Here is a 15,298-nt window from a genome sequence, read left to right as displayed (position 1 = left end):
GCTGCTGCGCGGGGGCCTCGCCGAACGCCTCGGGGTCGGCGGGCGCCGCACCCCCGTCCCGGGCCGAGCGCTGCTGCGCCGCGATCGAGCCGAGCGGGTCCGAGGGGTCGGGTGCGCCCCGGTCGCTCCAGGAGCCTCCGGGGGCCAGCGGGTCCGCCCCGCCGCGGAGGTCCGACGGCAGGCCGGGCGGCACCCCCTGCGACGCCTGCGCCTCAGGCCCGCCCCGGTCGCCCCAGGGGCCGCCGGGGCCGAGCGGGTCGTAGTCGTCGTACCCGCCGGACGGGGAGGCCTCCGCCGCCCCCGGCGCCTGCGGGCGCGCACCGAACGGGTCCTGCGCGTAGGGGTCCTGCGGGATGTACGGCTCCTGGGCGGACTCGCGCTCGGCCCGGCGGCGCTCCTCGTCGCGGATCGCCGCGTCGCGCACCTCCGAGGGGAGGTTGTAGTCGTCGCGGCTGAACGCCCAGGTGTTGCCGCTGCCGGTGCCCAGGCCGCCGCCGAGGTCGGAGGCGCCGGACTCGGGAGCGGGCGCCCCCCACGGGGTGCCGCCCGTGGCGGGATCGCCGGGCGACAGCGGATCGGAGGCACCGCTCCCCCAGCCGGTCCCACCGGCGGAGTCCGTGTCACCGCCGAAGGAGGTCGGCGCTCCGGACGCACCGGAGCCCAGGGGCCCAGAGACCTGCGGCTGCGGGCCGGTCCGTGACGGAGACCACGACGAGTCACCCCCAAAGGCACCGGACGGCCCTTCCCCATCACCGTCCGAACCAGGACCCCACGAACCACCGCCCACACCACCGGCGTCCCCACCGAAAGCAGACGGCCCAGACCCCCCGGGAACCTGCGGCTGCGGCCCCGTCCGCGACGGAGACCACGACGAATCGCCCCCGAAAGCACCGGACGGCCCTTCCCCATCACCGTCCGAACCGGGGGCGGCGGCGCTCGGCCACCCGCCGCTGGTGAAGGCCGCGGGCATGGGCGCCTCGCCCGTGCCCGCGGAGTGGTCCGGCTCCGCAGGGGCCGCCGGGTCGGAGGACCCGCCGCCGACGGAGGCCGACGGCCACGCACCGGACTCGACCTTCCAGACCGGCGCCTCCGGCTCCGGGGCGGGCTCCGGACGCGGCGGCTCGGCCCGCGGGGGCTCGGGCGCGCCGGCCGGGCCGCCGGGCGACAGGGAGGACGACGGCCAGGCGCCCGACCCCAGCTCGACCGCGTCGGGGCGCTCGGGCCCCGACGGTCCGGGCGGGGGCGGGCCGGGCTCGAAGGAGCGGCCGACCGGCGGCCCCGAGGGCGGCGGCATGGGCGCGCCCGGGGGCGGCCCTGCGGGCGGGGGGCCGCCGACGGGCGGCCCCGAAGGCGGGGGCCCACCGGCGGGCGGGCCGCTCGGCGGCGGGCCGCCGAGCGCGGCCGGGTACGGCTCGGCCATCGGCGGGCGCTGCCCGCCGGTGCCCGGGTAGCCCCCGGCCGGCCCGGCGGGGCCGCCCGGAGCCCCCGGTGCTCCCGGCGCCCCCGGAGCGCCCTGTGCCCCCGGCGGCGGGGCCGCGCCCTCACCGCCCTCGTCCTCGTAGGGGTCCTGGTAATGGGACTGGGTGCGGTACCGGTCGCCGCTGGGCTGGAACCACGAACCCGCGTCGTCCGCGGGCCGAGGATCCTCGTCGGGCGGCCGGTGCCGCGCTCCCCCGTTGTCCGTCACTGGTCCTCGTTCTCCCGACCGCGCATGAGCGCTCGACTCCCCTGACAGATCCGCGCGGACCCCGTGGGCCCACCGGACACAGCGAACGGCGGCAGCCCACCCCGCACGGGATGGGCCACCGCCGTCACCGGATCGGTCAACCGATCTCTCCGAACTCCGTCCCGCCTGGGCGGGAGAGGTCCCTACCGGTTGTAGGGCCCGAAGTCGTACTCCTCCAGCGGCACCGCCTCACCGGAGCCCTGGCCGAACGTGTACTCGCTGGGCTCCTCGTAGCCCGAGACCGAGTACATGGAGGCCTTGGCCTCCTCGGTCGGCTCGACCCGGACGTTGCGGTACTGCGGCATTCCGGTACCGGCCGGGATGAGCTTACCGATGATGACGTTCTCCTTGAGGCCGACCAGCGGGTCGCTCTTGCCGTGGATGGCGTTCTCGGTGAGCACCCGGGTGGTCTCCTGGAAGGAGGCCGCCGACAGCCACGACTCGGTGGCCAGCGAGGCCTTGGTGATGCCCAGCAGCACCGGGCGCCCGGCGGCCGGCTGGCCGCCTTCGGCCACGACCTGGCGGTTCACCGACTCGAACTTGGGCCGGTCCACCATCTCGCCGGGCAGCAGCTCGGTGTCGCCCGACTCCAGGATGTTCACCCGCTTGAGCATCTGCCGCACGATGATCTCGATGTGCTTGTCGTGGATCGAGACACCCTGCGACTTGTAGACCTCCTGCACCTCGTTGACCAGGTGCTGCTGCACCGCGCGCGGCCCCTGGATGCGGAGCACCTCGTGCGGGTTGATCGCACCCTGGATGAGCTGCTGGCCCACCTTGACCTGCGAGCCCTCCTCCACCAGGAGCTGGGCGCGCATCGGCACCGGGTAGGAGATCTCGTCCGAGCCGTCGTTGGGGATCAGGACGATCTTGCGGCTCTTCTCGGTCTCCTCGATCCGGATCCGCCCGTCGAGCTCGGCGATGGGCGCCACACCCTTGGGGATGCGGGCCTCGAAGAGCTCGGTCACACGCGGCAGACCGTGGGTGATGTCCTGGCCGGCCGAACCGCCCATGTGGAAGGTCCGCATGGTCAGCTGGGTGCCGGGCTCACCGATCGACTGGGCGGCGATGATGCCGATGGCCTCACCGACGTCCACCGGCTTGCCGGTGGCCATGGAGCGGCCGTAGCAGGAGCTGCACACGCCGATCTTGGCCTCGCAGGTGAGCGAGGAGCGCACGCGCACCCGCTCCACCCCGGCCTCGACCAGCTTGTCGATGACGCCCTCGGAGGTGTCGGTGCCCGCGGGCAGCAGCACCTCGCCGTCGACCACGACGTCCTCGGCCAGGGTGCGGCCGAAGCCGGTGTTCTCCACGTTGTGCTTGCGCACCACGGTGCCGGCGGCGTTCTTCTCGCCGATCTCGTGCCAGAGCGAGCGGTCGGTGCCGCAGTCCACCTCGCGGACGATGACGTCCTGGGCCACGTCCACCAGGCGCCGGGTGAGGTACCCGGAGTCGGCGGTGCGCAGCGCCGTGTCCGCCAGGCCCTTGCGCTGGCCGTGGGTGGAGATGAAGTACTCCAGCACCGACAGGCCCTCGCGGTAGGAGGCCTTGATCGGCCGCGGGATGGTCTCGCCCTTGGTGTTGGAGACCAGGCCGCGGATACCGGCGATCTGGCGGACCTGCATCGGGTTGCCCCGGGCCCCCGACTGCACCATCATCCAGACCGGGTTGTCGATGGGGAAGTTGTCCTCCATCTCCTTGGCGACGTCGTTGGTCGCCTTGGTCCAGTTCTCGGTGAGCTCCTGGCGCCGCTCGTCGTCGGTGATCAGACCGCGGTCGTACTCGCGCTGGATCTTGTCCGCGTAGCGCTCGTAGGACTCCATGATCTCGTTCTTGCGCGGCGGCGTGAGCACGTCCCCGATGCCGATGGTCAGGCCCGAGCGGGTCGCCCACTTGTACCCGGCGTCCTTGAACGCGTCCAGCGTGGTGGCCACCTGGACCTTGGGGTAGTTCTCGGCCAGCTCGTTGACCAGCGCCGAGACCTGCTTCTTGCCCACCTGGTAGTTGACGAACGGGTAGTCCGTCGGGGTGGTCTCGTTGAACAGGTACCGGCCCAGGGTCGTCTCGAGCATGTAGGGCTCGCCGGAGACGTGGCCCTCGGGGGCCTCCCAGTCGGCCGGCGGCACCACGTCGCCGGGCACCCGCAGCCTGATCTTGGACTGGATGTCCAGCTCGCCGCCGTCGTAGGCCATGATCGCCTCGGCCGGCCCGCTGTAGGCCTGGCCCTCGCCCCGGCCGCCCTCCTTGAGGGTGGTCAGGTAGTACAGGCCGATGATCATGTCCTGGGTGGGCATGGTCACGGGCTTGCCGTCGGAGGGCTTGAGGATGTTGTTGGTGGCCAGCATCAGCAGCCGCGCCACGGCCTGGGCCTCGGCGGACAGCGGCAGGTGGACCGCCATCTGGTCGCCGTCGAAGTCGGCGTTGAAGGCGGTGCACACCAGCGGGTGGATCTGGATGGCCTTGCCCTCGACCAGCTGCGGCTCGAAGGCCTGGATGCCCAGGCGGTGCAGCGTGGGCGCGCGGTTGAGCAGCACCGGGTGCTCGGTGATGACCTCTTCCAGCACGTCCCACACGACCGGGCGGGACCGCTCCACCATGCGCTTGGCGCTCTTGATGTTCTGCGCGTGGTTCAGGTCGACCAGGCGCTTCATCACGAACGGCTTGAACAGCTCCAGCGCCATCTGCTTGGGCAGGCCGCACTGGTGCAGCTTGAGCGTGGGGCCGACGACGATGACCGAGCGGCCGGAGTAGTCGACGCGCTTGCCCAGCAGGTTCTGGCGGAACCGGCCCTGCTTGCCCTTGAGCATGTCGGACAGCGACTTCAGCGGGCGGTTGCCCGGCCCGGTGACCGGGCGGCCGCGGCGGCCGTTGTCGAACAGCGCGTCGACGGCCTCCTGCAGCATCCGCTTCTCGTTGTTGACGATGATCTCGGGCGCGCCCAGGTCGAGCAGGCGCTTGAGCCGGTTGTTCCGGTTGATGACCCGGCGGTACAGGTCGTTCAGGTCGGAGGTGGCGAACCGGCCGCCGTCCAGCTGGACCATGGGGCGCAGGTCCGGCGGGATCACCGGGACGCAGTCGAGCACCATGCCCATGGGGCTGTTGCGGGTGTTGAGGAACGCCGAGACGACCTTGAGCCGCTTCAGGGCGCGGGCCTTCTTCTGGCCCTTGCCGCTGCGGATGGTCTCGCGCAGCCTCTCGGCCTCGGCGTCGAGGTCGAAGTTGGCCAGCCGCTCCTGGATGGCCTGGGCGCCCATGCCGCCGCGGAAGTACTTGCCGAAGCGGTCCCGCATCTCGCGGTAGAGCATCTCGTCGCCCTCGAGGTCCTGGACCTTCAGACCCTTGAAGCGGTTCCAGACCTCGTCGAGGCGGTCGATCTCGCGCTGCACCCGGTCGCGGATCTGGCGCATCTCGCGCTCGGCCGACTCGCGGACCTTGCGCCGCGCGTCGCCCTTGGCGCCCTGCTCCTCCAGCTCCGCCAGGTCGGCCTCGAGCTTCTTGTGGCGCTCCTCGACCTGGGAGTCGCGCCGCTGCTCCATGTGCCGGCGCTCGACCGAGACCTGCGCCTCCAGCGAGGGCAGGTCGCGCTCGCGGGCCTCGGTGTCCACCCACGTCACCATGTAGGCGGCGAAGTAGATGATCTTCTCGAGGTCCTTGGGGGCCAGGTCCAGCAGGTAGCCCAGGCGGCTGGGAACGCCCTTGAAGTACCAGATGTGGGTGACCGGAGCGGCCAGCTCGATGTGGCCCATGCGCTCACGGCGCACCTTGGCCCGGGTGACCTCGACGCCGCAGCGCTCGCAGATGATGCCCTTGAACCGGACGCGCTTGTACTTGCCGCAGTAGCACTCCCAGTCCCGGGTCGGGCCGAAGATCTTCTCGCAGAAGAGCCCGTCCTTCTCCGGCTTCAGGGTGCGGTAGTTGATCGTCTCCGGCTTCTTGACCTCGCCGTGCGACCACTGGCGGATGTCGTCGGCCGTGGCCAGGCCGATGCGCAGCTCGTCGAAGAAATTGACGTCGAGCACTTAATTCGTCCCCTGCTCTCGAAGCTTGCGGAAGTCAGACCTCTTCGACGCTGCTCGGCTCGCGCCGACCCAGGTCGATTCCCAGTTCTTCCGCAGCACGGAAGACGTCCTCGTCGGTGTCTCGCATCTCGATGGACATACCGTCACTGGACAGCACCTCCACGTTCAGGCAGAGCGACTGCATCTCCTTGATGAGGACCTTGAAGGACTCGGGGATGCCGGGCTCCGGGATGTTCTCGCCCTTGACGATGGCCTCGTACACCTTCACGCGGCCCAGGACGTCGTCGGACTTGATGGTGAGCAGCTCCTGCAGCGCGTAGGCCGCGCCGTAGGCCTCCAGCGCCCAGACCTCCATCTCGCCGAAGCGCTGGCCGCCGAACTGCGCCTTCCCGCCCAGCGGCTGCTGGGTGATCATCGAGTACGGACCCGTGGAGCGGGCGTGGATCTTGTCGTCCACCAGGTGGTGCAGCTTCAGGAAGTAGGTGTAGCCCACCGCGATCGGCTCGTCGAACGGCTCGCCGGTGCGGCCGTCGAACAGCCGCGCCTTGCCGTCGGCGTTGATCAGCCGGTCCCCGTCGGGGTTGGGCAGCACCGACTGCAGCAGGCCGGTGATCTCGTCCTCGCGCAGGCCGTCGAAGACCGGGGTGGCCACGGTGCTGCCGGGCGGCACCTCGCCGGTGCCGATGGCGCGCAGCCGCTGCTTCCACTCCTCGGGCCCGTCGTCGATCTGCCAGCCGTTGGCCGCAAGCCAGCCCAGGTGGATCTCCATGATCTGGCCGACGTTCATCCGGCCGGGCACGCCCAGCGGGTTGAGCACGATGTCGACCGGGGTGCCGTCCTCCATGAACGGCATGTCCTCCTGCGGCAGGATCTTGGCGATGACGCCCTTGTTGCCGTGGCGGCCGGCCAGCTTGTCGCCGTCGGTGATCTTGCGCTTCTGCGCCACGTAGACGCGGACCAGCTCGTTGACGCCGGGCGGCAGCTCGTCGCCCTCCTCGCGGCTGAACACGCGCACGCCGATGACCTTGCCGGACTCGCCGTGCGGCACCTTCAGGGAGGTGTCGCGGACCTCGCGGGCCTTCTCGCCGAAGATGGCGCGCAGCAGGCGCTCCTCCGGGGTCAGCTCGGTCTCGCCCTTGGGCGTGACCTTGCCGACCAGGATGTCGCCGTCGACGACCTCGGCGCCGATCCGGATGATGCCGCGGTCGTCCAGGTCGGCGAGGACCTCCTCGCTGACGTTGGGGATCTCGCGGGTGATCTCCTCCGGGCCCAGCTTGGTGTCGCGGGCGTCGACCTCGTGCTCCTCGATGTGGATCGAGGACATGACGTCGTCCTGGACCAGCCGCTGGGACAGCACGATGGCGTCCTCGTAGTTGTGGCCCTCCCAGGACATGTACGCCACGAGCAGGTTCTTGCCCAGCGACATCTCGCCCTGGTCGGTGGAGGGGCCGTCCGCCAGGACCTGGCCCTCCTCGACCCGGGCGCCCTCGTCGACCACCGGGCGCTGGTTGAAGCAGGTGCCCTGGTTGGAGCGGCGGAACTTGCCCAGCCGGTAGGTCTTGCGGCCGCCGTCGTCGGCCATCACGGTGATGTAGTCGGCGGTGACGTCCTCGACCACGCCGGCCTTCTCGGCCAGCACCACGTCGCCGGCGTCGGTGGCGGCCCGGTACTCCATCCCGGTGCCGACCATGGGCGCCTCGGCGCGCAGCAGCGGCACCGCCTGGCGCTGCATGTTGGACCCCATGAGCGCGCGGTTGGCGTCGTCGTGCTCCAGGAACGGGATCATCGCGGTGGCCACGGAGACCATCTGGCGCGGGGAGACGTCCATGTAGGACACCTCGCCCGGCACGACGGCCTCGAACTCGCCGCCCTTGGTGCGCGCGAGCACCCGCTCGTCGGTGAACGTGCCGTCGGCCTCGACCGGGGTGTTGGCCTGGGCGATGACGTAGCGGTCCTCCTCGTCGGCGGTCAGGTAGACCACCTCGTCGGTGACGCGCCCGTCCTCGACCCTGCGGTAGGGCGTCTCGACGAACCCGAAGGAGTTGACCCGCCCGTACCCGGCCAGCGAGCCGATCAGGCCGATGTTGGGGCCTTCCGGGGTCTCGATGGGGCACATGCGGCCGTAGTGCGAGGGGTGGACGTCGCGGACCTCGAACCCGGCGCGCTCACGCGACAGGCCGCCCGGGCCCAGCGCCGACAGGCGGCGCTTGTGGGTCAGCCCGGCCAGCGGGTTGGTCTGGTCCATGAACTGCGACAGCTGGCTGGTGCCGAAGAACTCCTTGATGGAGGCGACGACCGGCCGGATGTTGATCAGCGTCTGGGGCGTGATGGCCTCGACGTCCTGGGTGGTCATCCGCTCGCGGACGACGCGCTCCATGCGGGCCAGGCCCAGGCGGACCTGGTTCTGGATGAGCTCGCCGACCGTGCGCAGGCGCCGGTTGCCGAAGTGGTCGATGTCGTCGGTCTCGATCGGGCGCTCGCCGATCGCGGTGTCCATCGACTCCTCCCCGGCGTGCAGCCGGACCAGGTAGTCGACGGTGGCGACGATGTCGTCCTCGGTCAGGGTGCCCTGGGTGAAGTCCGCCTCCAGCCCGAGCTTCTTGTTGATCTTGTACCGGCCGACCTTGGCCAGGTCGTAGCGCTTGGGGTTGAAGTACAGGTTCTCCAGCAGCGCCTGGGCCGACTCCTTCGTCGGGGGCTCGCCCGGACGGAGCTTGCGGTAGATGTCCAGCAGCGCGTCGTCGGTGCCGGCCGTGGGGTCCTTCTCCAGCGTGTTGCGGATGGACTCGTAGTGGCCGAAGCGCTCGAGGATCTGGTCGGTGGTCCAGCCCAGCGCCTTGAGCAGCACGGTGACGGCCTGCTTGCGCTTGCGGTCGATGCGGACGCCGACGAAGTCGCGCTTGTCGACCTCGAACTCCAGCCACGCGCCGCGGGACGGGATGACCTTGCAGCCGAACAGGTCCTTGTCGGAGGTCTTGTCGACCTGGCGGTCGAAGTACACGCCCGGGGACCGGACCAGCTGCGAGACGACGACCCGCTCGGTGCCGTTGATGATGAAGGTGCCCTTGACGGTCATGAGCGGGAAGTCGCCCATGAAGACCGTCTGGCTCTTGATCTCGCCGGTGTCGTTGTTGATGAACTCCGCGGTGACGAACATCGGCGCGGAGTACGTCATGTCCTTGTCCTTGCACTCCTCTTCGGAGTACTTGGGCGGCTCGAACCGATGGTCGCGGAACGACAGCGACATCGTGCCCGAGAAGTCCTCGATCGGACTGATCTCCTCGAAGATCTCTTCGAGACCGGACTGCTCCGGAACGTCCTTGCGACCCGCCTCGAGGGCGGCCTCGACTCGGGCGCGCCACTTCTCGTTTCCGAGCAGCCAGTCGAAGGACTCGGTCTGCAGCGCGAGAAGGTCGGGGACCTCGAGCGGTTCGTTGATGCGGGCGAACGAAACGCGGTTCGGACCAAGGGCGTTAGCGGAGGCGTTGCGCGAGGCTGCCAACAGGGGTCCTTCCGAAGGCTTGTGGCGGTTGATGCGCGCGCACGCCGGACGACCCGGGTCGTTGTTCGATGGGGGAAGCCTCCGGGGCTCCCGGTGGCCTCCGCCGTCGAGGTGGCACGTGCGGTCGGTGGGCCGAGACCACGGGTGATCAGGGCGCGGAACGCACGGACACCGGCACAGGGGTCGTCAAAGGGCAGCGCAAAAGGGCAGTGTAGCCGAATACTACACCGCTGTCCAACCGCATCCCCCGGAGTCAGTCACGACACCACGCAGCATCGCTCCCTCAGGCGGATCCGTCAAGCCCGGGGGGCCTTCCCGGCCTCGCCCGACGCCCGTGAGAGGTCCCACAGGGCAGGGCGGGTGTGAGCGAGGAGACAACGGGGAAGGAGACTCTTTTCCAAGGGTCGGTCGAACGCGGGTCAAACGGCGGGGCGCGCGGCGGCGCCCCGGTCCAACGAGGAAGGCCGCCCCGGAATTCCGGGGCGGCCTCGCGGGCGGCGCGGCGGTCCCGCACGCGGGACCGGCCGCTCGGCCCTACTTGAGGGTGACGGTGGCGCCGGCGCCCTCGAGGGCCTCCTTGGCCTTGTCCGCGGTCTCCTTGTTGACGCCCTCCAGCAGCGGCTTGGGGGCGTTGTCGACCAGGTCCTTGGCCTCCTTCAGGCCCAGGCTGGTGAGGCCGCGGACCTCCTTGATGACCTGGATCTTCTTGTCGCCGGCCGACTCGAGGACGACGTCGAACTCGCTCTTCTCCTCCTCCTGGGCGGCACCGCCGCCGTCGGCGGGGGCGGCGGCCACGACGGCGGCCGGAGCGGCGGCCTCGACGTCGAACTTCTCCTCGAACAGCTTCACGAACTCGGAGAGCTCGAGGAGGGTCATCTCCTCGAAGGCGCTGAGGAGCTCTTCGTTGCTGAGCTTCGCCATGACTGCGATCTCTCTTTCTTCCCGAACACGGGCGCCCCTCGGCGCCGTGCCATGGTCTTCTTAGGCCTCGTCCGACTTCTTCTCGTGCAGCGCCTGTGCCAGGCGGGCGAGCTTGGTCGGAAGAGCCTGGAACGTGGCGGCGGCCTGGCCCTGCTTGGACTTGAGGACGCCGGCCAGCTTCGCGAGGAGAACCTCGCGGGACTCAAGGTCGGCCAGCTTGGTGATGTCTTCGGGGCCCATCGTCTTGCCGTCGATGTAGCCGCCCTTGATCACCAGAGGCGGGTTGTCCTTCGCGAAGTCACGCAGGCCCTTGGCCGCCTCGACCACGTCACCGCGGACGAAGGCGATGGCCGACGGCCCCTCGAAGAGCTCGAGGGCCTCCTCGTCAAGCTCGGCCTCCTTGGCCGCGATCTTGCCGAGGGTGTTCTTCACGACGCGGAACCGCGCGTTCTGGCCGAGGCTGCGCCGCAGATCCTGCATCTGGGCGACGCTGAGCCCCCGGTATTCGGCAAGCACGGCGCCCTGCGAGCTCTTGAACTCCTCGCTGAGCTCGGCGACCGCGGCTGCCTTATCCGGCCTCGCCATGGGACTCCTTCCAACAGTGAACGCCGGGGATTCCAGGGACCTGGGCGAGGCGGGCGGGCGCGGCATGAAAAAAGCCCCGGCGCAGGGCACGGGGCACGACCGACGACGGGCGAACGGGAAAGCACGATCGCGCACACGTCTCGGAAGAGCTCACATCACACCTGCGCAGGCCGCCCGACCTCGTCGGGACCTTGGGCCGCCCTCAGGGCGGCGACCGGCGGTCTTCGGCAATCACCATCTTAGGGCATCGCGGAAGCGGTGCGGCACGTGAGCGGCCCGGTGTGCGCGGAGGCACACCCGGACACGAAACGGCCCCGGACCGCACGCGGTCCGGGGCCGGGGCTCTCAGGCGCTCAAGGCCGAGCCGGTCAGGCGGGGGCGCCGACCTTGGTCACCGACGGGTCGACCGGGATGCCGGGGCCCATCGTGGTGGTGAGGTTGGCCTTCTTGATGTAGCGGCCCTTGGCGGCGGACGGCTTCAGGCGCAGCACCTCGTCCAGCGCGGCGGCGTAGTTCTCCAGCAGCTGCTGGTCGTCGAACGACGCCTTGCCGATGATGAAGTGGAGGTTGCCGTGGCGGTCGACGCGGAACTCGATCTTGCCGCCCTTGATGTCGGACACGGCCTTGGCCACGTCCGGGGTGACCGTGCCGGTCTTGGGGTTGGGCATCAGGCCGCGGGGGCCCAGAACCCGGCCCAGGCGGCCGACCTTGCCCATCAGGTCGGGGGTGGCGACCACCGCGTCGAAGTCCAGGAAGCCCTTCTGGACCTCCTCCACCAGGTCGTCGTCGCCGACGATGTCGGCGCCCGCGGCACGCGCGGCCTCGGCCTTGTCGCCGGTGGCGAAGACCAGGACCCGAGCGGTCTTGCCGGTGCCGTGCGGAAGGTTGACGGTGCCGCGGACCATCTGGTCGGCCTTGCGCGGGTCGACGCCCAGGCGCAGGGCCACCTCGACGGTGGGGTCGAACTTGACGGAGACGGTCTGCTTGGCGAGCTTCACGGCGTCGGCCGGCGTGTAGAGCCGGTCGCGGTCCACCAGGGAGCTGGCCTTGCGGTGGTTCTTGCTGCGCTTCATGCGGTTCTCCTGACGAGAGGTGTGGTGTGCGGGCCGCGCAGGGCCCTGCCACGGGCGGGGGCCGGGACTACTTGACGGTGAAGCCCATGGAGCGGGCGGTACCGGCGACGATCTTGCTCGCGGCCTCGACGTCGTCGGTGTTCAGGTCCGGCAGCTTGGTCTGGGCGATCTCCCGGACCTGGTCGGCGGTGATGGTGCCGGCCGAGCCGCGGCCCGGGTCCGCCGAGCCCTTGTCCACCCCGGCCGCCTTGAGGATCAGCTTCGGCGCCGGCGGCGTCTTGGTGACGAACGTGAAGGAGCGGTCCTCGTAGATGGTGATCTCTACGGGGATGACGTTCCCGCGCTGGGCTTCCGTCGCAGCGTTGTACTGCTTGCAGAAGTCCATGATGTTGACGCCGTGTGGGCCCAGCGCGGTACCGACGGGCGGGGCCGGGGTGGCCTGGCCCGCGGGGAGCTGAACCTTGACGAGCGCCGCGATCTTCTTCTTCGGAGGCATATCGGGTCCTTTGCCTGATCTGCGTTGCTTCGCGGCCCCTCGGGCGCGCCGGAGCGGCGTGCACGCGGCACGCGCGTCGCGCGGAGCGGGGCCGGCCGGGGCCCTGCGCTGGGCAGGGCGCGGTGGGGCCGCCCGGAAGGCGGCCCCACCGAGTCTACGTGCTCATGCGGGCGGCGCGTCCGGCCGCCCGCGGGCCCACGGCGGGGCCCTAGATCTTGGAGACCTGGTTGAAGCCCAGCTCCACCGGGGTCTCGCGGCCGAAGATGGAGACCAGCACCTTGAGCTTCTGGGTGTCGGGGTTGATCTCGCTGACGGTCGCCGGGAGCGTGGCGAAGGGCCCCTCCATGACGGTGACCGACTCGCCCACCTCGTAGGCGACGTCGCCGCGCGGCTCGGGGCGCTCGCCGGGCTTGGCCTGCTCCGGCTCCTCCTCGGCCTCGGGCGCCAGCAGGTCGGCGACCTCCTGGACGCTCAGCGGGGCGGGCCGGTTGGACAGGCCCACGAAGCCGGTGACGCCCGGGGTGTTGCGGATGGCCGACCACGACTCGTCGGTCAGCTCCATGCGCACCAGCACGTAGCTGGGCAGCACCTTCTCGGTGACCTGCTGCCGCTTGCCGCCCTTGACCTCGGTGACCTCCTGGGTGGGCACCTCGACCTGGAAGATGTACTCCTCCATGTTGAGCGACTGGGTGCGGCTCTCGATGTTGGCCTTCACGCGGTTCTCGTAGCCCGCGTAGGTGTGCACGACGTACCAGTCGCCGGGAAGCAGCCGGAGCTCGATCTTGAACTCCTCGACCGGGTCGAGCCGGGGCGCCTCGTCGGCCGCGGCCTCCTCGCTCCCGGACTCGGCCTCGGGGCCGCCGGAGCCCTCGGCGCCGTCCTCGACGGCCGCCTCCCGCTCCTGCTGCTCCTCCTCGGCGCGCTGGCCGGCCTCTTCCTCTGACGCCTGATCCAGATCCTCTTCCGGGAGGTCGCCAGAGGTCAGTGGGGACTCGGACACGGCTGCTCTTTCTCTCGTCGGTTACGCCCGCCGAGCACCGCGCGCGCGCCGCGCCGGTGCCGGTCCTGCCAGCTTACGGCGTCGACGGGCGCACCGTGACCAGGCGCGGCCCGGGCCGGTAAGGGGGCCTAGAACGGGGCCTGTCCGCCGCCGTCGCCCCCGAAGGTGCCGTAGAGCCAGGTGACGGCCTCACCGAAACCGAAGTCGAGGAGCGAGACGTAGCCGACCATGATGACCACGAAGACGATCACGACGATCGTATAGGTGATGAGTTCGCGGCGCGTGGGCCAGCGGACCTTGCGCAGCTCACCGACGACCTCCTTGGTGAAGGTCACCGGACCCTTACGACGCTGGGGCTCCTTGCCGGGCTTCGCGTCGGCGTTGGTCTGAGTCACCTGAGGTCCTTAGGGTCGGGGCCGATGCGCACCTCATCCACATCTTTCCTTGCAGGGCAGGAGGGACTCGAACCCCCAACCGCCGGTTTTGGAGACCGGTGCTCTACCAATTGAGCCACTGCCCTTCGCGGCGAACGCGCGGTACCCACCATAGCCGGTTCCTCGCCCGGATGCGCACTCGGTATCCGCTGCCCCGAAGGCGCCCCCGGGACCGCCGGGTCGCCTGAGTCTATTGCCTAACGGCCCGGCGGGCCAACCCGCGGGGCCCACCGCCGGTCACCGCGTGAAAACATGGGGCCCATGAGTGACCGACCCCGCATCTCGCAACGCATCGGCGGCATCTCCGAGTCGGCGACGCTCGCCGTGGACGCCAAGGCCAAGGCCATGAAGGCCGAGGGGCGCCCGGTGATCGGCTTCGGCGCCGGGGAGCCGGACTTCCCGACCCCCGACTACATCGTGGAGGCGGCGGTCGAGGCCGCCAGGAACCCGCGCTTCCACCGCTACACCCCCGCCGGCGGGCTGCCCGAGCTGAAGGAGGCGCTGGCCGCCAAGACGCTGCGCGACTCCGGCTATGAGGTGGAGCCGTCCCAGGTGCTCGTCACCAACGGCGGCAAGCAGGCCATCTACGAGGCGTTCGCCACCCTGCTCGACCCGGGCGACGAGGTCATCGTCATCGCGCCGTACTGGACGACCTACCCCGAGTCGATCAAGCTCGCGGGCGGCGTGCCGCGCTACGTGGTGACCGACGAGTCCACCGGCTACCTGGCCACCGTGGAGCAGCTGGAGCAGGCCCGGACCGAGCGCACCAAGGTGCTGCTGTTCGTGTCGCCCTCCAACCCGACCGGGGCGGTGTACACCCCCGGGCAGGTGCGCGAGATCGGCCGCTGGGCGGCCGACAAGGGCCTGTGGGTGCTCACCGACGAGATCTACGAGCACCTGGTGTACGGCGACGCGCGGTTCTCCTCCATCCCGGTGGAGGTGCCCGAGCTGGCCGACCGCACGGTGGTCGTCAACGGCGTCGCCAAGACCTACGCGATGACCGGCTGGCGCGTGGGCTGGGTGATCGGCCCCAAGGACGTCGTGAAGGCCGCCTCCAACCTGCAGTCGCACGCGACCTCCAACGTGGCCAACGTCTCCCAGGCGGCGGCGCTCGCGGCGGTCTCCGGCGACCTTTCCGCGGTGGCCGAGATGCGCGAGGCCTTCGACCGGCGGCGGCGCACCATCGTGCGGATGCTCAACGACATCCCCGGCGTCGTCTGCCCCGAGCCGCAGGGCGCCTTCTACGCCTACCCCTCGGTGAAGGGCCTGCTGGGCAAGGAGATCCGCGGCAAGCGGCCGCAGGACTCCTCCGAGCTGGCGCAGCTCGTCCTGGAGCAGGCCGAGGTCGCGGTCGTCCCCGGCGAGGCCTTCGGGACCCCCGGGTACCTGCGGCTGTCCTACGCGCTGGGCGACGCCGACCTGGCCGAGGGCGTCGGCCGGATCCAGAAGCTGCTGGGCGAGGCCTCCTGAGCCGGGGCCGCCCCGTCCGAGCGACCGCGCGCCGCACGCCCCGCCCGGGGCGTGCGGCGCGTCTCATTTCGC

Annotated in this window: 10 protein-coding genes, 1 tRNA gene and 1 pseudogene; 2 read left to right on the top strand and 10 right to left on the bottom strand. The window is 70.7% G+C overall.

Going from position 1 to position 15,298, the window contains the following annotated elements:
* Positions 1-424 (bottom strand): annotated as a pseudogene (locus O4J56_RS23320) (hypothetical protein); the annotation flags it as partial.
* Positions 425-968: 544 nt separating this feature from the next.
* Here O4J56_RS23320 and O4J56_RS23315 point away from each other — a divergent pair.
* Positions 969-1,451, top strand: coding sequence for a hypothetical protein (locus tag O4J56_RS23315; protein ID WP_270688658.1), 483 nt, complete (start codon positions 969-971; stop codon positions 1,449-1,451).
* 418 nt (positions 1,452-1,869) lie between these two features.
* On the opposite strand, the gene O4J56_RS23310 is transcribed toward O4J56_RS23315, so the two are convergent.
* The 9 genes from O4J56_RS23310 to O4J56_RS23270 form a co-directional block, all read right to left on the bottom strand.
* Positions 1,870-5,745, bottom strand: coding sequence for a DNA-directed RNA polymerase subunit beta' (locus O4J56_RS23310; RefSeq protein ID WP_270688656.1), 3,876 nt, complete (start codon positions 5,743-5,745; stop codon positions 1,870-1,872).
* A 34-nt stretch (positions 5,746-5,779) separates the two neighbouring features.
* Positions 5,780-9,247, bottom strand: coding sequence for a DNA-directed RNA polymerase subunit beta (gene rpoB / locus O4J56_RS23305; protein WP_270688655.1), 3,468 nt, complete (start codon positions 9,245-9,247; stop codon positions 5,780-5,782).
* Between the two features lie 534 nt (positions 9,248-9,781).
* Positions 9,782-10,168, bottom strand: coding sequence for a 50S ribosomal protein L7/L12 (gene rplL, locus O4J56_RS23300; RefSeq protein WP_270688653.1), 387 nt, complete (start codon positions 10,166-10,168; stop codon positions 9,782-9,784).
* A gap of 60 nt (positions 10,169-10,228) precedes the next feature.
* On the bottom strand, positions 10,229-10,753 hold the full coding sequence (gene rplJ / locus O4J56_RS23295) for a 50S ribosomal protein L10 (protein WP_270688651.1): 525 nt from the start codon (positions 10,751-10,753) through the stop codon (positions 10,229-10,231).
* Positions 10,754-11,121: 368 nt separating this feature from the next.
* Positions 11,122-11,826 (bottom strand): 50S ribosomal protein L1, encoded by a 705-nt coding sequence (rplA, locus tag O4J56_RS23290; protein WP_270688649.1) that lies wholly within the window; start codon positions 11,824-11,826, stop codon positions 11,122-11,124.
* Positions 11,827-11,893: 67 nt separating this feature from the next.
* The gene (gene rplK, locus O4J56_RS23285) at positions 11,894-12,322 is read right to left on the bottom strand and encodes a 50S ribosomal protein L11 (RefSeq protein ID WP_270688647.1); all 429 of its coding nucleotides are present in this window, start codon (positions 12,320-12,322) and stop codon (positions 11,894-11,896) included.
* 208 nt (positions 12,323-12,530) lie between these two features.
* Positions 12,531-13,322, bottom strand: a complete 792-nt coding sequence (nusG, locus tag O4J56_RS23280) for a transcription termination/antitermination protein NusG (RefSeq protein WP_270688646.1) — start codon at positions 13,320-13,322, stop codon at positions 12,531-12,533.
* 128 nt (positions 13,323-13,450) lie between these two features.
* The gene (secE, locus tag O4J56_RS23275) at positions 13,451-13,717 is read right to left on the bottom strand and encodes a preprotein translocase subunit SecE (RefSeq protein WP_270688645.1); all 267 of its coding nucleotides are present in this window, start codon (positions 13,715-13,717) and stop codon (positions 13,451-13,453) included.
* Between the two features lie 52 nt (positions 13,718-13,769).
* A tRNA-Trp gene (locus tag O4J56_RS23270) sits at positions 13,770-13,842 on the bottom strand.
* 175 nt (positions 13,843-14,017) lie between these two features.
* Here O4J56_RS23270 and O4J56_RS23265 point away from each other — a divergent pair.
* Positions 14,018-15,226 (top strand): pyridoxal phosphate-dependent aminotransferase, encoded by a 1,209-nt coding sequence (locus tag O4J56_RS23265; protein WP_270688644.1) that lies wholly within the window; start codon positions 14,018-14,020, stop codon positions 15,224-15,226.
* Positions 15,227-15,298: the final 72 nt, after the last annotated feature.

The organism is Nocardiopsis endophytica, from assembly GCF_027706725.1.
GTDB classification, from domain to species: domain Bacteria; phylum Actinomycetota; class Actinomycetes; order Streptosporangiales; family Streptosporangiaceae; genus Nocardiopsis_A; species Nocardiopsis_A endophytica.
Note: the sequence above shows the minus strand (reverse complement) of the source record. Positions and strands in the feature narration are given on the sequence as shown.

Bases quoted from the DNA above. Each gene is read 5' to 3' on its own strand.
- rplK (WP_270688647.1), bottom strand. From the start codon at position 12,322: ATGCCTCCGAAGAAGAAGATCGCGGCGCTCGTCAAGGTTCAGCTCCCC.
- rplJ (WP_270688651.1), bottom strand. From the start codon at position 10,753: ATGGCGAGGCCGGATAAGGCAGCCGCGGTCGCCGAGCTCAGCGAGGAG.
- O4J56_RS23265 (WP_270688644.1), top strand. From the start codon at position 14,018: ATGAGTGACCGACCCCGCATCTCGCAACGCATCGGCGGCATCTCCGAG.
- O4J56_RS23315 (WP_270688658.1), top strand. From the start codon at position 969: ATGGGCGCCTCGCCCGTGCCCGCGGAGTGGTCCGGCTCCGCAGGGGCC.
- rplA (WP_270688649.1), bottom strand. From the start codon at position 11,826: ATGAAGCGCAGCAAGAACCACCGCAAGGCCAGCTCCCTGGTGGACCGC.
- rplL (WP_270688653.1), bottom strand. From the start codon at position 10,168: ATGGCGAAGCTCAGCAACGAAGAGCTCCTCAGCGCCTTCGAGGAGATG.